Annotated in this window: 14 protein-coding genes; 6 read left to right on the forward strand and 8 right to left on the reverse strand. The window is 61.2% G+C overall.

What is annotated here, in order from left to right; translation table 11 throughout:
* Window positions 1–258: 258 nt before the first annotated feature.
* From MWU49_RS12950 to MWU49_RS12965, 4 genes are all read right to left on the reverse strand, one after another.
* Window positions 259–1,386: a Wadjet anti-phage system protein JetD domain-containing protein gene (locus MWU49_RS12950; protein ID WP_246973091.1), complete on the reverse strand. Its 1,128-nt coding sequence runs from the start codon at window positions 1,384–1,386 to the stop codon at window positions 259–261.
* Window positions 1,383–5,033: an SbcC/MukB-like Walker B domain-containing protein gene (locus MWU49_RS12955; protein ID WP_246973095.1), complete on the reverse strand. Its 3,651-nt coding sequence runs from the start codon at window positions 5,031–5,033 to the stop codon at window positions 1,383–1,385. Before MWU49_RS12955 ends, MWU49_RS12950 begins: the two co-directional genes overlap by 4 nt.
* 355 nt (window positions 5,034–5,388) lie before the next feature.
* Entirely contained in the window at window positions 5,389–6,078 is a 690-nt protein-coding gene (locus MWU49_RS12960; RefSeq protein WP_246973097.1) for a DUF4194 domain-containing protein, read from the reverse strand.
* Entirely contained in the window at window positions 6,044–7,498 is a 1,455-nt protein-coding gene (locus tag MWU49_RS12965; protein ID WP_246973099.1) for a Wadjet anti-phage system protein JetA family protein, read from the reverse strand. The genes MWU49_RS12960 and MWU49_RS12965 overlap by 35 nt, the downstream gene beginning before the upstream one ends.
* Window positions 7,499–7,730: 232 nt before the next feature.
* Between MWU49_RS12965 and MWU49_RS12970 the strand changes: the two genes are divergently transcribed.
* The 3 genes from MWU49_RS12970 to MWU49_RS12980 all read left to right on the forward strand — a co-directional run bounded on the left by MWU49_RS12970 (window position 7,731) and on the right by MWU49_RS12980 (window position 11,207).
* On the forward strand, window positions 7,731–10,142 hold the full coding sequence (locus MWU49_RS12970; protein ID WP_246973101.1) for an ATP-binding protein: 2,412 nt from the start codon (window positions 7,731–7,733) through the stop codon (window positions 10,140–10,142).
* 275 nt (window positions 10,143–10,417) lie between these two features.
* Window positions 10,418–10,690, forward strand: coding sequence for a hypothetical protein (locus MWU49_RS12975; protein ID WP_246973102.1), 273 nt, complete (start codon window positions 10,418–10,420; stop codon window positions 10,688–10,690).
* Window positions 10,677–11,207, forward strand: coding sequence for a DNA-binding protein (locus MWU49_RS12980; RefSeq protein WP_246973103.1), 531 nt, complete (start codon window positions 10,677–10,679; stop codon window positions 11,205–11,207). Before MWU49_RS12975 ends, MWU49_RS12980 begins: the two co-directional genes overlap by 14 nt.
* Before the next feature lie 155 nt (window positions 11,208–11,362).
* Here MWU49_RS12980 and MWU49_RS12985 read toward each other — a convergent pair whose 3' ends face one another.
* Window positions 11,363–12,226 carry a YicC/YloC family endoribonuclease gene (locus MWU49_RS12985; RefSeq protein WP_246973104.1) on the reverse strand — a complete coding sequence of 288 codons (864 nt, stop codon included), beginning with the start codon at window positions 12,224–12,226 and terminating at the stop codon, window positions 11,363–11,365.
* A 318-nt stretch (window positions 12,227–12,544) separates the two neighbouring features.
* On the opposite strand from MWU49_RS12985, the gene rph reads away from it, so the two are divergent.
* The 3 genes from rph to MWU49_RS13000 are packed head-to-tail and all read left to right on the forward strand — an operon-like array spanning window position 12,545 to window position 14,532.
* Window positions 12,545–13,261, forward strand: a complete 717-nt coding sequence (rph, locus tag MWU49_RS12990; protein WP_246973106.1) for a ribonuclease PH — start codon at window positions 12,545–12,547, stop codon at window positions 13,259–13,261.
* Window positions 13,262–13,270: 9 nt separating this feature from the next.
* Window positions 13,271–13,915 carry an orotate phosphoribosyltransferase gene (gene pyrE / locus MWU49_RS12995; protein ID WP_246973398.1) on the forward strand — a complete coding sequence of 215 codons (645 nt, stop codon included), beginning with the start codon at window positions 13,271–13,273 and terminating at the stop codon, window positions 13,913–13,915.
* A 2-nt stretch (window positions 13,916–13,917) separates the two neighbouring features.
* Window positions 13,918–14,532, forward strand: a complete 615-nt coding sequence (locus MWU49_RS13000; protein WP_246973107.1) for a hypothetical protein — start codon at window positions 13,918–13,920, stop codon at window positions 14,530–14,532.
* 584 nt (window positions 14,533–15,116) lie between these two features.
* On the opposite strand, the gene slmA is transcribed toward MWU49_RS13000, so the two are convergent.
* From slmA to MWU49_RS17800, 3 genes are all read right to left on the reverse strand, one after another.
* Window positions 15,117–15,701 (reverse strand): nucleoid occlusion factor SlmA, encoded by a 585-nt coding sequence (slmA, locus tag MWU49_RS13005; protein ID WP_246973108.1) that lies wholly within the window; start codon window positions 15,699–15,701, stop codon window positions 15,117–15,119.
* Between the two features lie 381 nt (window positions 15,702–16,082).
* Window positions 16,083–16,982, reverse strand: coding sequence for an acetylglutamate kinase (gene argB / locus MWU49_RS13010; protein WP_246973109.1), 900 nt, complete (start codon window positions 16,980–16,982; stop codon window positions 16,083–16,085).
* Window positions 16,983–17,105: 123 nt separating this feature from the next.
* Window positions 17,106–19,505 (reverse strand): phosphomannomutase/phosphoglucomutase, encoded by a 2,400-nt coding sequence (locus MWU49_RS17800; protein ID WP_281502312.1) that lies wholly within the window; start codon window positions 19,503–19,505, stop codon window positions 17,106–17,108.
* Window positions 19,506–19,548: the final 43 nt, after the last annotated feature.

The raw sequence follows: 19,548 nt of genomic DNA on the forward strand, positions 1-19,548 counted from the left end.
TATGTTAATTTATATGTTAACAGCAATATTTAAATGATGAGTGGCCTAATTTGACCCCTGACAGAACAGCTGGAGCCAAGCAGATGGCAAATGCGCTGATCAAAAGATCAGTATTAAACAGTGCTCATAGGTTAAAAGATTAGGGTATCTGTTGCTAGTCACGCAATAAAGTTAGAGGCTTGGCTTGGTCAGTTAATTCTTTTAAATCAGTTCGATACGGCCTTCGCGTGCAGTCAGGCTCCCGCAGAGGGACGGCTTTTACGGGATGTGGATGGTTTCCTGGTCGAGGGATTTGCCGTGTTGTCTGAGGGCGGGGAGTAGGGTGGTGTCGGTGTAGGGGCAGCCGGTGGTGCCGGGGTCGGTTTGGTTTTGTTTGCTGGTTTGTTCCGGGGTGTGGCCGCCGCCGGTGTTGAGGATTTCCAGCATGGGTTGGTAGCCCGGTTGCCAGGCTTGCAGGGTGGGCAGGCTGTTTCTCAGGGCTTTGAGGATGCCCATGCCGGCGTAGTCCAGGTCGCCCCAGAAGTGGCATTCCATTTGTTCATCCAGCCCCTTATTTCCAAAAAGCGCCTTGAACCGCTCCGGGTCGCTGCCGGGGAGGAAGGCGAAGCGGGTGTGTTCGCTGCTCAGGCGGGTGGCGCTGGCGCGGAATCCGCCGCTGTAGAGCAGGGCATAGTCTTCGGGCGGGTTTTCTACCAGGCGCAGGAAGCTGTCCTGGTTTTCGACGATGAGCAGTTTGCTGAAGCCGGGTGGGGCCCAGGCGGTGAGCAGCAGTGGCCGGGGTTGAATGCCGTTGGCCTTGTCGCCGTAGAGTTTCAGTAGTAGTTCATGGCGATTGTCGAGGGCCTTTGAGTCGCCCTTGAAACAGCGGGCGGCGATTTCTCGTAGTGTCAGGTTTTTATCAAGGTGCTGTTCGACGTTGGCGAAGGCGTTGACGATGTCTGCCGGGATGAGGCCGGGGATTTGTGGCTTTTGATTCAGCAGGGTTTCGCCGTTGTCGATGAAGGTGGCGGCGTGTTGGTTGATGGCTTGTTGCCATGCCTGTTCTACCGGGTCTTGTTTGGGGCGGTTCAGCCAGTCTCTTAATAGTGGTTCGCTGTCCGGGTTCAGTCGGCACTGGGCGTTTTCGTAGGGCTCCTGAAAAGCGCTGCGTTTGTTGTCCAGGCGGATCTCGAAGATGTCGTGGTCGCGGGCGATTTGTTGCAGGAGTTGCCAGCGGCCCTGAGTGTCTTCGTTGAAGTCGTAGAGGGCCGGCAGGGTGCTTTTCTTGATGCGACGGGTGATGGCCCGCGCGCGTTCGCCGTCTTCACTTTTTTCAAGCTTGTCCAGAAACCAGCCCAGCCACTTGGCCAGCCAGGGCTCGTCCTTGAGCCAGATGGGCGTGGTCATTGCACGTCTTCCATAAAGTCCAGCGCGCCCTGCTGGCGAATCACTCTTCGATGCTGCTCCCACAGTTCGCTGATGCGTTCCTGGTTGAGCTGTTGTCTGTCTACCAGTACCCGGGTGTTGAGCTCGCCCACGGCGATGGGGCTGGGCACTTTGCTGAACACGAACTGGTTGCTGATCAGGTCCAGGAAGGGGCCGGCTTTGCTGGTGGGCATGATGAAGATCAGTTGCAGGCCCAGGGTGTTGGTGAGGTAGTTGATGACGCTCTTGGAGCGGCTTTCGTCCATGTGCATGAAGGCTTCGTCGACAATGACCATGCGCAGGTGGCTGTCGCCTTCGTTGAAGCGGAAGGCGCTGGTGATGGCGGCGGCGCGGATGATGTAGGCCGGGGTTTCCAGTTGCCCGCCGGAGCCGGTGCCGTACTGACTGAGGCTGATGGGCTGTTTGCCCTGCGGGTGTTTGAGGATGTCGTACTGGCGGTAGCGGCGGTAGTCGCTGATCCGTTCCAGTTCGCGCAGGGCCTGCTGTTCGTCGCCGTCCAGCAGCAGGTTGAGCAGGCGATCGCGTACCGCTTCGGCCTTGGCGGACAGGGGCGTGTCGAACAGGCTGGTGCCGTCGCCCAGGTTGGGAATGTCGATGACTTCCTTGAAGAAGTTCCAGTATTCCTTGTATTCCGGGATCCACTGCCAGTCGAATTCAAAGCGCTCGCGGTCGGCGCCGAACTGGTGGTGTTCCAGTTCGCTGTTCAAACTTTTGAGAATACGCTCGCCATCGTTGATGGCCTGGTGGATCTGGCTGCACAGGTCGCTGACGAAGGTGGTGTTGAAGGTGTCGCGCAGGCTGGTGAGTTTTTCCTGCTTTTCCAGCAGCACGTTGTTGCGCAGGCGGTTGTGCAGGTTGTCCAGTTGCTGGTGCAGGCTTTGGATGTGGCCGAAGAACGGAGCGCTGTTAAAGGTTTCAGGCGTGTCTGTCAGAACCTGATCGGCTGGCTGGGCTTGTTGATTGTACTGGTCCAGTGTTTTTTCCAGTGCAATGAAGGTTCTGTTGAGCTGCCCGGTGAGTGCCTCTTCCTCGGCAATAAAGTCGATGTCGCCGTGGGCGTTTTGCAGGCGTTCATCCATGGCGGCGATGCGCGGTTCCACATCGAGACCCGGCCAGTATTTTGTGCAGCCGTGCAGGTTGGCTTCGGCTTCGTCCTGCTTCTCCTGAAACTGTTCGCTCTGGTCGGCCAGGGTGGTGATGGTCTTGCTGCAGGCGCTGAGTTTTTCGCTGAGCTTGCCGTTGTCTTCGGTGAGCTGCTTCTGTTTGGCTTCCAGTTCCTGATGCAGGGTCTTGGCCTGTTGCTGCTTTTCTTCCAGCTCTTCGTGATCGCTCAGGTCCAGAGTTTCCAGGGCCTTTTCGGTTTCCTGTAGCTGGCGCTGGGCATCGAGCAATTGCGTCGCCGCGTTGACCCAGTGCAGGGGCTGGAAGGTTTTTACCTGGGTGTGCAGTTGGCGCACGGCCTGATAATCGTCGGCGGCGCGCTGGTAGTTTTCCTGCAGTTCCATGAGTGCGTTGCGCTGGGCGTGCAGGTTGCGTTCGCGGGCGGCTTCGCCGAATACCAGATCGCTGTCCGGCAGGTCGCAGCGGAACATGGCGTAACCGCCTGAGCCCAGGCCATCGGCGGTGATGCCGCGCCGGGTGCGGCGTAAGGCTTCGGCGTCTTCCACGCACACCACGCTGCCGTAGGAGGCTTTCAGGTAGTGCTCGGCGGTGCGGTGGCTGAAGCGCAGGGCGTGGAACAGGGAGTCGTCTGGCAACTGCACCCGTTCTGCATCGCGGCGGGCCTGTTCGCCCTGAATCACGCGGGCGCGGTTGCGTTGTTTGCCGCTGAGGCGGCGGACGATGCGGATGGCTTCGGCTTCATGGTTGGGTTCCACCAGAATGCCGAAGCGGGCGCCGCCGATGTAGCCTTCGATGGCCATCTGCCAGTCCGGGTCCTGCACCTCCACGTGATCGCACAGCACCCGCGGTTCTGCCTGCGGGCATTCCTGTTTGATGGCCTGAATGGCGATCTCCACATCCTGCGGGTAGTTCACCCGTTTGGATTCCAGGTTGCGGATCTGTTGTTCGATTTTCTTTTGTTGCTGGTCCAGGGTTTCCAGGGCCTGGCCGCGCTTGCTGACGATGCGGTCCAGTCGTTGCGCGACGGAAAGTGCTTCCTGGCCGGGTTTGTCTTCCCGTTCGCTGTGCAGTTGCTCGGCCAGTTGATTGTGCAGCTGCTGTTCGCTGCGCACCCGGGTGAGGCCGTCTTCCAGCGGGGACAAATCGATCCAGTCCCGGGCCAGCATCTGGTTCAGGTCCGGCAGGGCGTTGTTCTGTTCGGCGAGCAGCGCCTTGCTGGTGCTGCGCCAGTGTTTGCTGGCGAAGCTGGGCAGTTCCAGTTCGATGCTGTGGCGGGCCAGCAGGCCCTGGATGTTGCGCAGGGCTTCCAGGTTTTTGTTGCGCTGTTGATCCTGTTCCAGCAGCGGGCGGGCACCTTGCTGGAGTTGCTGGGTCAGGTCGGCCTGCTGTTTTTCCAGTTGCTGTTTGTCGCGCAGGGCGGGGATGCCGAGGATGCGTGCCTGCAGTTCCACCAGTTCCGCGTGAGCCTGGTCGAGGCGTTGCTGTACCTGCTCGGCTTCTTCGCGGTTGCCTTCCTGTTGCTGGCGCAGGCTGTTCTGTTCTTCTTTCTTTTCCAGATACTGTTTCTGGTTGCGCTGGAATTGTTGTGCGGCGGCGCCGTAGGCCTGGGTGGTGCGTTCCAGCCAGGTGTCCAGGTAGGTGTCGGTGTGGCTTTGCGCCTGGGCGAGCAGGTTTACGTTCTGCTGCAGTTGTTCGGCTTCTTCGGCCATGCCGTGGACGGTGCGCATGAGGTCGCGGATGCGGCGCAGGGTGTCGCCCATGTCGTGGGGTTCGAGCACTTCGCTGGCGACAAACTGATTGATGGATTCCACCGGTTTGTAGGCCATGAAGCGGGCGAAGGTGCGGGCGGCGTTTTTGGCTTCCTGTTGGGAGACCGCATCGCGTTTGCCGCGCAGGGCGCCGTACAGGCGCGCCAGGTACTGGCCCTTCTTGTCGTAGGTTTCCACGTTCTTTTTGCCGAACTGCTGGCGCAGCTGGTTGGCGATCTCGGTGATCGGCACGGTGGCTTTTTCGCCGCCGTATTCGCGTACGAAGTGGGACAGGTTGAGCATTTCGCCGGGGACGATCATCAGCAGCAGTTCCTGCTGCCGCGCCTGGCTGGTGTTGCCGGCTTTGTCCAGATGGGCGCGCACGCCGATGACGGCGGTGAAGGGTTCGGCGGTTTCGCCCTTGGTGGGGTGGAAGACCCCGGCGATGTAGCCGTCGCTGTCGTACGGGCGGGCGTAGGCGCCGTCGTCACAGCCGAGCACGTAGGAGGCCAGGGTGCGCACTTGTTTGCCGCCACGGCCGCGCTGGGTGGTTTCGTCCTGCCCCGGGTTGTAGTTGAACAGGTTGTCGTGGGCGGCGGTCATCAGGGTTTGCAGGGCGTCGGCGGCGGTGGTCTTGCCGGAGCCGTTGCCGCCGGAGAACAGGTTCACCGGGCCGTATTCCAGTTCGCCGGGGGGCAGGTTGCCCCAGTTGACGGTGATGGAGCGTTTTAAATACATGGGTGGACCTGTTGGCGATTTTTTGTGGGAGCGTGCTTGCACGCGAGTCGGGCGTTATTCGCTTGCAAGCAAGCTCCCACAGTCAGAATGAGTGTGGGGTGCGTTGTTGGGGTGTTTGGTTTTGTGTGGGAGCTGGCCAGTTGGCGATGGGGGGAGGAATCGCTTGCAGGCAAGCTCCCACAGGTGGCTCCTCCAAGGTTCGGAGAACTCGCACAGGTGGTCGTTTTTCTTGTAGGAGCGTCGCTGGCGGCGCGATTTTTGGCGTTGGAGATCGCGCCGCGAGCGACGCTCCTACGGGAGGTGTTGGGGTAAAGATCGCCTGCGGGCAGGCTCCTACGGGGGAGAGGAGTGGCGGTCATTCTTGCTCCTCCGTGTCGTCTTCGGCGTCGTCGTTGCTGGCTGGGCGTGCGCCTTCGCCGAGAAGCTGGGAGAGGACGGTGTCGGTGACCAGGCTGGTGATGTCCGGGCGGATGGTGAGCCAGGTTTCGTTGTCTTCCAGGCTGTTGTCGCCGTCGCTGCGTATCAGGCGCAGTTGGCGCATGCGGCGGAACAGGGCGTCGCGTTCGGTGCGGCCTTCCGGGAGCGGGCGGCCGAGCAGGTTCTTGCTGGCCAGGTTGATGGCTTCCAGGGGCAGGGTGGCCTGGCCGTGTTCGTCGATCTGGCCGTCGCGCAGGGATTTGTCGTATTCGGCGCGCAGCACCAGGATCAGGGCGACTTCCTGCTGGCTGAGGCGGTTGCGCAGGCCGCTGTTGAAGCCGTCGTCGCTGTCCGCTTCGCCGGGGATTTCGGCGCCGGGCGGGAACAGGCGCAGGGAGGTGAAGCGGCGCTCGTGGTGCAGGCGGATGTGCAGCATGCTCAGGTAGTCTTCCACCAGTTCGGGAATCTGCAGGTAGCGGTCGTAGAGTTCCGCTTCCTTTTTGCTTTCGCTGCGGCACAGCACGCCGTGATCCAGCAGGCGGATCATCAGTTCCGAGAATTGCGCCTGAGTGACGCCGCGGGCGTTGAGGGCTTCACTCAGGGCGTGTTGTAGCGGTGCTTGGCTCATCGTGCTCCAGTTCCAGCAGGAAACCATCACGTCGCACGAAGTAGTGTTCGTCGGTGATGGGGTCGGTGGGGGTAATGCGCAGGCGGAAGCCGTTGGCGGCGTGGTCGGCGCTGCCCAGTTCGATCACGTGGCTCAGGGCCAGCAGGTCGCGGGCGTTGTTGATGGGCAGGTCGCGGTTGTCGATGCGGCGGCTGGCGCCGAGGGCATCGCGCAGGTAATCGCGCAGGGCGCCGCCATTGATGTTGAAGGCCTTTTCCAGCAGCTGCTGGGTAGCCAGCTCGCGCAGGGTGTCGGCGTCCGGGTCGTCCAGTTCCACCATGCGGCTGTGTACCACCCGCTGGCTGCGCTGTTCGCGCAGGCGTACCTGGGCCGGGTCGATAAAGCCCAGGTGCAGGCTGGCAAGGGCATCGCCGGCTTGCTGCAGTCGTTGGTTGTAAGTGGCTTCATCCAGCTCGGACAGTTCCTTGCACAGGCCGACGATGTCGTTGTGCTTCTGGCTGTGCAGGTAGCTTAGCTGGCGGATGATGATGTCGGCGCGGCGGGTGAAGCCCTGCAGGGTGCGGCGCAGGGCCGGCAGCATGATTTCCGAGGCGTTGCGCATGCGCATCTCGATGCTGTCCAGCAGCTGGAACAGTACCGAGGCGTCCTGGCTGACGATCAGGTCCGGGGCCAGGCGGCGCAGTTCGTTTTCGGCATTGGCCTTCCAGGCTTTCGGTTTGCGCTTGATCTGTTCGATGGTGTTCTGAATGCGGTCGCGGTGCTTTTCCACGCTGTCCGCGGACATGCGGATGGCCACGTCGGGCTGGAAACGTTTTTCCATGAAGTCGAAGAACTGGTCGCTGGCTTGCTGGACCAGTTGTTGTGATTCCACCTCTTTCACCAGTTCACGTTTGCGTTCTTCCAGCTCGGCGATGATGTCGGTGAAGTCGGCGATGATGCGCTCGGAATGTTCGTGGGCGTCGAGCAGGTCGTAGACCTCGCCGCGATCCACGAAGGCGGCCAGGGCATTGAGGGTGTTACGGGTGTTGCGGTGGCGGGTGCGCACGCTGCGCCCGTCCACTTCCGCCAGGGTCTGGGTGAACAGGCGGCCGGTGCGGCTGAACGGGTAGGTGGACTGGAAGGAGGCTTCGTCCTTGTCCCGTTTCAGCCAGCCGTGTTCCACCAGCAGGTTGAGGATCCAGCCCGCCTGCTCGCGGTTGTTGCGAAAGCGGCCGCCGTCTTCGTCACCGTCCAGCAGCGGGGCCCGTTCCAGGGCTTCGCTGAACACATCCAGCACCTGATCGCGCTTGAGCGATTCGCCGTAATCCGCCTTGGCGCTGTACAGTCGCTCGTGCAGCAGGCGCAGGCATTCGACCACCTGTTCGCGGTACTTGCCGGTGAGGGGCTTGAAGAATTGGGCGCGCTCGTCGCTGAAAAACATGGCTCGCTTTCTGGTGTTGGGAGGCGTCAGGGTAATAGGCCATTTAATCAGGTTGGGCGGGGGGCTCCAAGGGGTTGTGGAGGCAGAGAGGCGGAATTCGTTCGGCAAGCTGAATCTCCTACAGAGGGGCATTGCGAGATAGTGCTTGAGTGGGAGGTGAGATGGTGGCGTGGCGGGGGAAAGCGTGGTTTGCTGGAGGTCTGTCTGATCCGTGACCAACAGCGAGGGACGCATGCCCGGTTCGACTTCCTCTTCTTCCTCTGCATTGACCCCTGAACAGCTTTACCGGCCGGTGTCTGAACAGGCGCTGGGCTTTACCGATACCCGTGATTTGCCCGATGTGCTGGACCCGATTGGCCAGGACCGGGCCATGCAGGCTCTGCGGGTGGCCACCGGGGTGCAGGCGCGGGGCTTCAATGCCTTTGTGATGGCGCCGGAGGGGGCGGCCCGGGACCGGGTGGTGCTGGAGTATCTGGAACACAAGGCGAGGGAATCGGCGGTGCCGCCGGACCTCTGTTATGTGTTCAATTTCGATCATCCTGAGCAGCCGCGTCTGCTGCACTTTACCGCCGGGGATGGCGTCAGTTTTAGCCGGGATATGGAGCAGCTGCAGGCGGAGTTGGCGGATGCCATTCCGGCGGCCTTCGAGAGTGATGAGTACAAGTCACGAGTGGAGGAGCTGGAGCAGGCGCACCAGCAGCGTCAGGATCTGGCTATTGAGGATTTGCAGCGCCAGGCGGAAGAGAAGGATGTGGTGCTTAACCGTACCGATACCGGGTTCACGCTGGCGCCGCGCCATGATGGCGAGGTGCTGGATCAGGAGACCTTTGATGCCCTGCCGGACAAGGAGCGCGAGCGGATTTCCGCGGAGATCGAGCGGCTTGAGCAATTCCTCAACGAGATGATCGAGCGGTTCCCGGTGTGGCGCAAGGAACTGCGTGACAAGCTCCGTGCCCTGAATGAGAAAACCGCCCTGCAGGTGGTGGAGCAGGTGCTGTGCGAACTCAGGGAGGCTTACCGAGAGCATGAGGGCGCTGCCGCGCATCTGGAGGCGATTCGTCAGGATCTGACCAGCAATGTGGAGGCCTTTATCGGGTCGGACCGGGAAGATTCGCTGGCGGAGCAGATACTGGCGCGTTACCAGGCCAACCTGCTGGTAGACAACAGCACGCTGGAGGGTGCGCCGGTGATTACCGAGGACTGGCCCAACGTGCAACGCCTGCTCGGGCGGGTGATGCACCATGTGCAGGACGGGGCGCTGGTGACCAACTTTACCCTGATCCGGGCCGGGGCCCTGCACCGGGCTAATGGCGGTTATCTGGTGCTGGATGCGCACAAGATCCTGATGCAGCCGTTTGCCTGGGATGCCCTCAAGCGCAGTCTGTTCTCACGCCGGATCACGGTGGAATCCCTGGAGCAGATGTACAGCATGGTGAGCACCATCACCCTGGAGCCGGAACCGGCGCCGCTGGACATCAAGGTGATTCTGGTGGGCGACCGGATTCTGTATTACCTGCTGGCGGCCTACGACCCGGAGTTCTCCCAGCTGTTCAAGGTGCAGGCGGATTTTTCCGATGACATGCCGCGCAGCGCGGAAAGCGAAAAACTCTATGCGCACTTGATAGCAACGTTGGGGCGGCGCTACGGTGCCCGGCCCATAACGTCTCAGGCGGTGGCTCGGTTGATTGAATTTGCCAGCCGCGCCTCCGAAGACAGTGAGCAGTTGAGCCTGCATCTTCACTCGCTGGAAAACCTGATCATGGAGGCGGACTTCTGGGCCGGGGAAGAACACGCCGATACGGTGCATCTTGCCCATGTGATGCATGCCATCGACCAGTCCCGCGAGCGGGCCAGCCGACTGCGTGAGCGCATGCAGGAGCAGACCCTGCGCGACATTATCCATATCGCCACGGACGGTACCGCAGTGGGGCAGGTGAATGGATTGACGGTGATCAGCCTGGGCGATTTTTCCTTTGGCCGTCCGACACGGATTTCGGCTACTGCCCGGCTGGGCGCCGGCCATGTGATCGATATCGAACGGGAGGTGAAACTGGGTGGGGCGGTGCACTCAAAAGCGGTGCTTATCCTGTCGTCCTTTATCGCGTCGCGTTATGCCGCCGAGGACAGGCTGGCGCTGTCGGCAAGTATTGCCTTCGAGCAATCCTACGGTGGTGTGGAAGGGGACAGTGCCTCGGTGGCGGAAACCTGTGTGCTGTTGTCCGCCATCAGTGGCTTGCCTCTGCGTCAGAATTTCGCGGTGACCGGTTCCATGAATCAGCAGGGTCAGGTGCAGGCGGTGGGCGGCATTAACGAAAAGATCGAAGGATTCTTCGAGCTGTGCAGTGCCCGTGGTCTGGCGGAGCTGCAGGGGGTGCTGATGCCGAAAAGCAATGTGGCACACCTGATGCTGGACAGCCAGGTGGTGGAAGCGGTGAGCGACGGGCGCTTTGAGGTCCACGCCATCGAGCATGTGGATGAAGCCATCGCGTTGCTGTTTGGCATGCCGGCGGGTGAGGCGGATGACGAAGGGAATTTTCCGGCCGGTTCGGTGAATCATGCGGTGCAGGAACGGCTGCGGCAGTTTGCGCGGCGCTTGCAGGACAAGTCTGCGAGCGAGAATGACGGGGAGGATGACGCGAAGTGATGTTGTGAAGTTGGCAGGAGCCCAGCTCGGCCGGGCGAACATCAGCGTTTAGAGTCACGAGAAACGGCTTTCAAAAGTCAGAAACACCAGCGGCGCGACCCCGTTTAGGCCAAACGGGTAGGCGCCCACCACACTTTCGTCTGCAGGCAGACTCCCACGGAAAACACGTCCTTGTTCCTACAGCATTTGCTGACGTTGGCTGACAGCTCCCGGCTGTCGGGCCGGATTAGGCTGTGCCTTCAGGGTTGATCCTGTTGATGCAATGGAGGTGCGTGATGCCCAGAGACCGGCACGGAAATTGGGAAGTGGAAGTGGCGTTGTTGTATGCGGAAGCCAGGGGCTGGCGGGTGGAGCCGACCCCCGGCCATGCGTTGGGGCGGCTGTGTGGTCCCTCAGAGAAAAGTGTCGACCGTGACGATGCCTTTGAGGTGATGAGTATCTGGAGCTCGCCCAAGAGTGCGCATCAGCATGCCAGGCAGATTCGCCGCGTAGTGGATCGGGGCAACACGGTGACCGCTCAGCAGGTAAAGCCCCATGCCGGAGTATGAATTCACTCTGCGTTATCTGTTGCTCAGCGGCCTGACGGCGGAGGCGCTGGAGCAGCGCCTGTATGAAGGTGGTTGCGCGGACGCCTTGCTGGGGCTGGGGCAGAAAGGCCGCCTGACCCTGGCCTTTACCCGTCCGGCCGACTCGGTGAAATCTGCCGTGATCAGTGCGCTGAAAGATGTGGCCGTCGCGTTGCCCGAAGGGCGGCTGGTGGAAGTGGGGCCGGACTGGGTATGCATGGCGGAGCTGGCGGCACTGCTCAAGTGTAGCCGGCAATCCCTGATTGAGCTGATCGGCCATCATGGTGACACCTTTCCGTTGCCGCTCCATGGCGGCAAGGCCGGCTTGTGGCATCTGGTGGATGTGTTGGCCTGGTTTGCCGAGCATCAGGGCATGGAGATCGATGCCGCCCTGCTGGAGGTGGCCACCTTCAACCGGGCTTTCAATGTGGCCCGGGAATGTCGGCAGATGAGTGAGGCTGAGCGGAAGCTGGCGGCGTGTCAGGGCGAAGGGAGATAGCGGTGCCGTGCGAGTCATCGCTTGCAGGCAAGCTCCCACAGGGGGAAAACCTGTGGCCCCTTTGGATTTGGGCTGCAAGCGATGGCTTTAGCCGTGAGGTTTGATGATCGCCATGCAAGCATGGGCTCCTACAATGACGTGGAGCCCTTGGCGGCTTATTCGATATTCTGGATCTGCTCTCTCATCTGTTCGATGAGCACCTTGAGTTCCACGGCGGCGGCGGTGGTTTCGCTGTCCACGGATTTGCTGGCCAGGGTGTTGGCTTCGCGGTTGAGTTCCTGCATGAGGAAGTCCAGGCGACGGCCGATGTGGCCACCTTTCTTGATGATGCGGCGCACTTCACTGACGTGGGTGACCAGCCGATCCAGTTCTTCGTCCACGTCCATCTTCTGGGCCTGCATGACCAGTTCCTGCTCCAGACGATCCGGATCCGGTGATTCCACCACATCCTGAATGCGCTTGCGCAGGCGCTCGCGCTGGGCTTCCTTGATGCGCGGGATGGCGGCCTTGACGATCTCCACCTGGGCCATGATGCCGTCCAGGCGATCGATGATCAGCTTGCCGAGCTGCTCGCCTTCGCGGGCACGGGTGTCGATGAGGGCCTTGAGGGCCTCATCGAGCAGGCTGAGGGCTTCTTTCTGCAGTAGCTCCACGTCCAGCTCCTGGCTGCTGAGTACGCCGGGGTAGCGGAGGATTTCCATGGGGTTCACCTGGCCGGAATGCTGCACCAGATCGCCGACCCGGCGGGACACATCCGAGAGTTTCTTCACCAGGGCTTCGTTGAGCTCCAGCTCCACATCGCTTTCGATCAGCTGGTAGCGCAGGGTGATTTCCACCTTGCCGCGGGCCAGGGTCTGGCGGCACTTTTCCCGGGCGCCGTTTTCCAGCGCGCGCAGGGTGTCCGGCAGGCGCGGGCTCACTTCCAGGTAGCGATGGTTCACGGATTTGATCTCCCAGGCCAGGCTGAAGCCTTCCAGGTGACGGTCGGCGCGGGCAAAGGCGGTCATGCTGCAGATCATGGATGAACCTCGTTGTTATGCTTGGAATGGGGCGCCCGGGTTTTCGCCGTAGGAGCCTGCCTGCAGGCGAAAGGCAGTTTCAGAAGCGAGTGACGAGTTTCGAGTTGCGAAAACCAGGCTTTCTGAGCACCGGGTGTTGCCTTTCGAAACTCGCTTCTCGTGACTCGTAACTGTTTTCGCCTGCAGGCAGGCTCCTACGGCGCACTCACCGTGGCGGTCTCTAGTCTAGTCGTAACGGGGGTGGGTGCAAGGCAGGCATTGTGGCCTGTGTTTGCTACAATGGCCCACCTTTCGTTTTTCACTGATTCAGGAGATCCCATGCGTCCTTCCGGTCGAGCCAATGATGAGCTGCGTGAACTGAGCTTTACCCGTGATTACACCGTTCATGCCGAGGGCAGCGTGCTGGTGGCGTTCGGGAATACCAAGGTGCTGTGTACTGCCTCTGTGGAAGACGGCGTGCCGCGCTTTCTCAAGGGCAAGGGGCAGGGCTGGCTGACCGCCGAATACGGCATGCTGCCGCGTTCTACCCATACCCGTTCCGGGCGGGAAGCCTCCCGTGGCAAGCAGGGCGGGCGGACTCTGGAGATCCAGCGTCTTATCGGCCGTTCCCTGCGTGCGGCGGTAGATCTGAGCAAATTGGGCGAACGTACCATTTATCTGGATTGTGATGTGCTTCAGGCAGATGGTGGTACCCGTACCGCGTCAATTTCGGGAGCCTGTGTGGCACTGGTAGATGCGTTTACCCATCTGCTGGAAACCAAGAAGATCAAGGATGACCCGCTCAATGGCCTGGTGGGTGCGGTATCTGTGGGCGTGTATAAAGACACCCCGGTGCTGGATCTGGACTACGCCGAGGATTCCAATGCGGGCACCGACATGAACGTGGTAATGACCCAGCAAGGCGGCTTTATCGAGATCCAGGGCTCCGCGGAGGGTGCGCCCTTTACCCGCGAGCAGTCCGATACCCTGCTTGGCCTGGCCGAGAAGGGCATCAACGAGATCATCAAGGCACAACAAGACGCGCTGGGTTGGTAAGTCATGAGCATGAAGAACTACAAGAAGCATTTTCTGCGTTTCGCCCAGGAGCGTGAGGCGCTGAAGTTTGGTGAGTTCACCCTCAAGTCCGGCCGCACCAGCCCGTACTTCTTCAACGCGGGCACCTTCAACACCGGTGAGGCGCTGGCCCGGCTGGGGCGCTATTACGCCGATGCCATCGTGGCATCGGGCATCCAGTTCGACATGTTGTTCGGCCCGGCCTACAAGGGTATTCCGCTGGTAGCGGCGGTGTCAGTGGCGCTGGCGGAACACCACGGTATGGATCTGCCCTGGGCCTTCAACCGCAAGGAAGCCAAGGACCACGGCGAAGGCGGCTGGCTGGTGGGCGCCCCCTTGCAGGGGCGGGCACTGGTGATTGATGATGTGATTACCGCAGGGACGGCCATCCGCGAGGTGGCGGCTCTGTTCGAGAAGACCGAGGCGACCATGGCGGGGGTCATGGTGGCACTGGATCGCCAGGAAAAGGGTAACGGGGAGCTTTCCGCGATTCAGGAGGTCGAAAAGACACTGGGGGTGCCGGTGGGCAGTATTGTCTGCATGGGCGATATTATCGACTGGCTGGAACAGCAACCGGATAGCGACACCCAGGTCGCGCAGATGCGTGCCTATCGGGAGCGCTACGGAGTGGAATAATAATGAAGAAGCTTGTCCTGGTGCTGGCACTGGCCGTGTCAGCCCCGCTGTGGGCCCGGTCAGGAAAACTGGCCAGTGAAGTGATGCCGCAAGGCGCCTATTTCCGTCACGTGACCCCGGATGGGGTGGTGCATCTCAATCGTACCCTGAGAATCGAGGCCATCCAGAATGGCTACCAGTTGCTGGATGCCCAGGGGCGGGTGCTGGAAGAGGTGGAAGGGGTTGAGCTGAATAATGAAGAGGCGCGCAAGCAGCGCATGGAAGATGCGCGCCAGGCCCGAGAGGACAAAGAGCTGTTGCGGCTTTATGCCGGGCCGGAAGATGCCGTGCGGGCCCGCGATCGCAAGATTGATGCGCTGGAGTTGAGCATCAGTTACGAAGAAAACAATCTGGCCCAGCTGCAGATGAAACTGGATGACGAGATTGCGGTGGCTGCGCGCAGTGAGCGTGCCGGCAAGAAGGTGCCCGCGGGGGTGCAGGAAGCCATCGATCGTCTCAAGCGCCAGATCGCCACTTCCGAGAAGAAGCTGGCTGACTTTGATCAGGAAATTGATGATGCCAACAAGGAGTATTCTCCGATCATCAAGCGCCTGACGGAGATCGAGCAAGGGAAGTAACGCTGCACGCACCACGCTCGCGGTGAAGGTGGGGTGTGCTGGAGAAGACAGGAGGCCGCGCCCAGGGGTTGGGTGCGGCTTTTTTGTGGCCGCTCCGCGGCTGCGATCTCCTTGTTGAAAATGTGTGTGCGCGCTTGTGCTCGTCAGGGTATGCCTGCAGGCAATGAGGCATTTCCAGTCGCACAATCGTCTGCAGGCAGACTCCCACAGGAGCCTCATCCGCCTCTGTGGGAGCGTGCTTGCACGCGAAGGGGTTTTGTCGGGATTAGGGGAAGCTTTGTTTGCAGGCAGGTTATTCGCTTCGCTCACCCTTCGGGCCGCACTCCTTGCGTTACTTCGCTACGCTACGTTCCCACATCAAGATCCCAAATCGGCTTCGGCCAGTCCTGAATGATTCGGGCGTTTCAGGAGTTTTGCAGCAGGTTTTTCATTCCGCGTGTTGCATGAAGCATGTTGCGTGACGCAGGCGCAGAGCGGCCACAAAAAAGCCGCGCCCTGAGGTTGGGACGCGGCTTCTGGGGTGCAGCCTGGCGATAAACCTGCCGTCGCGTTGTTGCGTGAAGCGTGCTGCGTGTAGCGTCTCTTCACCTGAACAGGGTGGGGACCAGCAGTTGCCATTGGGCGGGCCAGTCCTGGCTGGGCTTTTGTTTGAAGCCGGAGCGCACGAACTGGGCGATGCGACCTTCTACCACTGCCAGCAGCATATTGGCGGTGATGGTGGGGGTGGCAATGGTGCGCAAGCCTTCCTTGAGTTCGGCGTCGCGCAGTACCTGCTTCACCTGGTTTTCGACCCGGTCATAGAACTGCTGGATACGCTGGTGCAGGCGTTCGTTTTCACCGGTGAGGGCGTCGCCGGTGAGCAGCCGGGTGATGCCCGGGTTGCGCTCGGTGAAGGCCAGCATCAGGGTGAGGATCTGTTCCACCTGGGCGGTGGCATTGCCTTCTTCCGTGATGCGGTTGATGCGAGAGAAGATGGCATCTTCGATAAAGCTGATCAGCCCTTCGAACATTTTCGCCTTGCTGGGAAAATGCCGGTACAGCGCCGCCTCGGACACCCCTACTTCCCGAGCCAGGCCGGCGGTGGTGATGCGCCCGCCTGGGCCAGCCTCAAGCATGTGGGCGAGCGACTGCAGAATCTGCTCTTTGCGCGACGGTTTTTTTTCAGTCATGAAATGTCGTTCCCGTTTTAAGCTGCAAGCGACAAGCTTCAAGCTGCAACGCGAGTGTGGCTGTGAGGTATATCACATGCTGTGCCCGCGCCCAACGATCCCGGGCTTGTTACTGCGGTTTGTTGTTGCGTGTTGTAGCGGCTCTTTGCCTGTTTCGCGGCAATCCCCTTTGCCGCAGAAAAAGCTGCAAGCTACGAGCTTCAAGCTACAAGGCGCGGGCCCGATGTTTTTGTTGTTTCACCGCCCTGCCCGCGGCTGAACTATTAATCGCGGGCAGGGCGCCAATCAGACGTAAGGCCCTTATCCGCGTTGTAGCTTGAGGCTTGCAGCTTGTAGCTGCTTTTACTCACAGCTGAAAGCCAGTAGCTCCCAGCTGCTTTTTCAGTCTTTGCTGATCAGTGTACCGATACCCTTGTCGGTGAGAATCTCCAGCAGTACCGCATGGGAGACCCGGCCGTCGATGATGTGCGAGGTGTGCACGCCATTCTGTACCGCTTCCAGGGCGCAGCCGATCTTGGGCAGCATGCCGCCGTGGATGGTGCCGTCGTTGATCAGTTCATTGACGCGGTCCGCGGTGAGGCCGGTGAGGACCTTGCCTTGCTTGTCTTTCAGACCGGCCACGTTGGTCAGCAGGATCAGCTTTTCGGCACGCAGTACTTCGGCCACCTTGCCGGCCACCAGGTCCGCATTGATGTTGTAGCTGACGCCGTCGTCGTCCACGCCAATGGGAGCGATGACCGGGATGAAATCGCTGTCGGCAAACAGGTCGATGACCCGGGTGTCGATGCCCTGTACTTCGCCCACGTGGCCGATGTCGATGATCTCGGAGGTCTTCAGGGCCGGGTTGTCTTCGTCCTGGGCCTGGAGCAGCATCTTGCGTGCCTTGATCAGGCGCCCGTCCTTGCCGGTAAGGCCGATGGCCTGGCCGCCGTTGTGCTGGATCAGGTTGACGATGTCCTTGTTGACCAGGCCGCCGAGAACCATCTGTACCACATCCATGGTTTCACGGTCGGTGACGCGCATGCCCTGGATGAATTTGGATTCCTTGCCGAGACGCTCCAGCAGGCTGCCGATCTGCGGGCCGCCGCCGTGGACGATGACTGGATTGATGCCCACCTGCTTCATCATCACCACGTCACGGGCGAAGCTGTTCTTCAGCTCTTCATTCTCCATGGCGTTGCCGCCGTACTTGATGACGACGGTGGTGCCGGCAAAGCGCTGGATATAGGGCAGCGCCTCGATCAGAACGCGGGCAATGTCATGCGCGCTGGTGGTGTCCATTACTACTCCTCGACTGTGGCTTGTGCGCGGCCCGCGCACATTGGCGGAGATGGGCCCTCGCCCATTTCCGCCCTACGACTGGCGTGGATTATACGTCATGCGCAGCCTTGTTGCGTATGGGGGCTAGAACGGCACCTGAATGCTTTCGTCAACCGCCTTGAGCTGGTTGCGGAACAGGGTCTTCATCCGTTGTAGTGCTTCTTCGTCGCGGCCTTCGAAGCGGGCTACCAGCGAGGCGGTGGTGTTGGAGGCGCGTACCAGCCCCCAGCCATCCGGGTAATCCACCCGCAGGCCGTCGATGGTGGTGGGACGGCCGCCGGTGAATTGGTCGGCGCGAGCGATGAGTGCCTCTACCAGATCGAACTTGCGATCTTCATCCACGTCGATATACAGGGCAGGGGTGGTGATGCCGGTCTTCAGTTCACCGAATACCTGGCTGGCCGGGTCGTCCAGCAGGGCCAGGATCTCCAGCAGACGGGCGCCGGCGTAGATGCCGTCGTCGCAGCCGAACCAGCGATCGGCGAAGAAGATATGGCCGCTGATCTCGCCGGCCAGTGGTGCGCTCACTTCTTTCATTTTCGCCTTGATCAGCGAATGACCGGTCTTGTACATCAGCGGGCGGCCGCCACTCTTGCGAATCACCGCGGGCAGGGCGCGAGTACATTTCACGTCGAACAGGATGTCGGCGCCGGGAGAGCGGCTCAGAACATCGCGGGCGAACAGCATCATCAGCCGGTCCGGCCAGATGATTTCGCCGCGATTGGTCACCACGGCCACGCGATCGCCGTCACCGTCAAAGGCGAGACCCAGATCCAGCTTCTCGTTATCCACCAGCCGGATCAGGTCGGCCAGGTTGTCGGGATTGCCCGGGTCCGGTGCATGGTTGGGGAAGTTGCCGTCGATCTGGGTGTACAGGGCGGACACTTCGCAGCCCAGTTGGGTGAACAGCTTGGGGGCCAGGTCGCCGGCGGCACCGTTGCCGCAGTCGATACCGATTTTCAGTGGCCGCGCCAGCACGATGTCGTTGGCCACGTCGGTGAGGTAGCGGTCCGCGATATCCAGTTCCTGTTCGCTACCCTGGCCTTCGTTGAAATCGCTTTTGGCAATGCGAGCCTTGATCGCCTGGATGCGATCGCCGTATAGGGTCTCGCCATTGATGACGATCTTCAGACCGTTGTGGGTAGGCGGGTTGTGGCTGCCGGTGATCATGACGCCGCTTTGGGTTTCCAGTACTTCGGTGGCGTAGTAGAGCACCGGGCTGGGGACCAGGCCCAGGTTGATGACGTTGCGGCCAGATTCGATCAGGCCCTTGATCAGCGAGCGGGACAGTTCCGGGCTGGACAGGCGGCCATCACGGGCCACCAGCACGGTCTGCTGTCCGGCTTCGCTGGCCTCGGTGCCGATGGCGCGACCGAGAAGGTAGGCGCTCTGGGCGGTAAGCGTGACGCCGGCCACGCCGCGAATGTCGTAGGCGCGGAAGATTTCATCCGGCAGGCTTTCGCCCTTGCTGTTATCCACCAGCAGGATGCCGTCATCATCGTTGTGCTCGATTTCCACGGCCTCGCTGGCTTTGGCCTTGGTGGCAACCTGGGTGTTGCTGCTGCGCAGCTTGTCGGCGGTCTTTGACTGGGCATCGGTGACTGAGCGGAACAGGCCGAAGTGGAACTGGTTGCGGGCGGTGACGCCGGGTTGGCGAGCCAGTTCTTCGCTGTAGCGGATCAGTTCGGCTGCGTCCTGGCTTACTGCGCGAACCAGCAGGCGATTGACGACCAGGGTGACGGCCAGCAGGGCCAGCAACGACAGCCCCAGGGCGGCGCCGGCCAGCATGGTGAGGCCGCTGCTGGTGGGGGGAAGGGTAAACTCCACGGAAACCTTGCCGGCGCTGGCGGTGGCGGTTGCGCCACTGGCCTGTTGGGCGCTGGTGAAAATCACGGTACCGCCATGCTTGATAACGACCTGGGTGCCGGCCGGCACGCTGGCCTGGATCAGGGTGCTCAGGGAGGCCAGTGAGCGCTTCAGCAGCAGCACGCCGTTATCGTTTTTGGCCGCCCGGGCGATCACCAGTTCCGGCGGCTGGCCGGCGATCATTACCGGCGCGGGCTGATTGCCCAGGCGGATCTGCTTGATCAGCTCCTGGGCGGTGTAGCTGAGCTTGTCGATATCACTGTTGCGGCGGGGCAGCAGGGTCAGGGTGGCGTCGGACAGCCACAGGTGCGGGGTGGCGTTGAAGCTGGCCACGTCACCGCTGCTGAGGGCGCGCTCTACATCCGGGCGTTGGCTGAGCAGATCCAGTTGCTGGCGGGTGTCGCTGAGGTAGCCATTCACCTGCTGGGCCAGCGCGCCGGCCACCATGGTGGCCTGGCCTTGCTGCTGATCCTGCAGTTCGCTGCTGTTCAGCCAGGTATAGAGCGTGGCAATGCTGCCCGCCACGGCGATCATGCCGGTGAGCATCAATGGCAGCAATTGCTTCATGGCGCTGGCCGCGTGCTTGTCGGTGGCGCCGTTATTGTCCTTCTTCCCCATATCCCCCTCCGAAAGCCGTTGTACTTCTTTATCTGGCAGCGGC

Source organism: Alcanivorax sp. S6407, assembly GCF_023016115.1.
GTDB lineage: Bacteria > Pseudomonadota > Gammaproteobacteria > Pseudomonadales > Alcanivoracaceae > Alcanivorax.

Bases quoted from the DNA above. Each gene is read 5' to 3' on its own strand.
- MWU49_RS17800 (WP_281502312.1), bottom strand. From the start codon at position 19,505: ATGGGGAAGAAGGACAATAACGGCGCCACCGACAAGCACGCGGCCAGC.
- MWU49_RS12960 (WP_246973097.1), bottom strand. From the start codon at position 6,078: ATGAGCCAAGCACCGCTACAACACGCCCTGAGTGAAGCCCTCAACGCC.
- pyrE (WP_246973398.1), top strand. From the start codon at position 13,271: ATGAAGAACTACAAGAAGCATTTTCTGCGTTTCGCCCAGGAGCGTGAG.
- MWU49_RS12980 (WP_246973103.1), top strand. From the start codon at position 10,677: ATGCCGGAGTATGAATTCACTCTGCGTTATCTGTTGCTCAGCGGCCTG.
- MWU49_RS13000 (WP_246973107.1), top strand. From the start codon at position 13,918: ATGAAGAAGCTTGTCCTGGTGCTGGCACTGGCCGTGTCAGCCCCGCTG.
- MWU49_RS12985 (WP_246973104.1), bottom strand. From the start codon at position 12,226: ATGATCTGCAGCATGACCGCCTTTGCCCGCGCCGACCGTCACCTGGAA.
- slmA (WP_246973108.1), bottom strand. From the start codon at position 15,701: ATGACTGAAAAAAAACCGTCGCGCAAAGAGCAGATTCTGCAGTCGCTC.
- argB (WP_246973109.1), bottom strand. From the start codon at position 16,982: ATGGACACCACCAGCGCGCATGACATTGCCCGCGTTCTGATCGAGGCG.
- MWU49_RS12975 (WP_246973102.1), top strand. From the start codon at position 10,418: ATGCCCAGAGACCGGCACGGAAATTGGGAAGTGGAAGTGGCGTTGTTG.
- MWU49_RS12970 (WP_246973101.1), top strand. From the start codon at position 7,731: ATGCCCGGTTCGACTTCCTCTTCTTCCTCTGCATTGACCCCTGAACAG.
- MWU49_RS12965 (WP_246973099.1), bottom strand. From the start codon at position 7,498: ATGTTTTTCAGCGACGAGCGCGCCCAATTCTTCAAGCCCCTCACCGGC.
- MWU49_RS12950 (WP_246973091.1), bottom strand. From the start codon at position 1,386: ATGACCACGCCCATCTGGCTCAAGGACGAGCCCTGGCTGGCCAAGTGG.
- rph (WP_246973106.1), top strand. From the start codon at position 12,545: ATGCGTCCTTCCGGTCGAGCCAATGATGAGCTGCGTGAACTGAGCTTT.
- MWU49_RS12955 (WP_246973095.1), bottom strand. From the start codon at position 5,033: ATGTATTTAAAACGCTCCATCACCGTCAACTGGGGCAACCTGCCCCCC.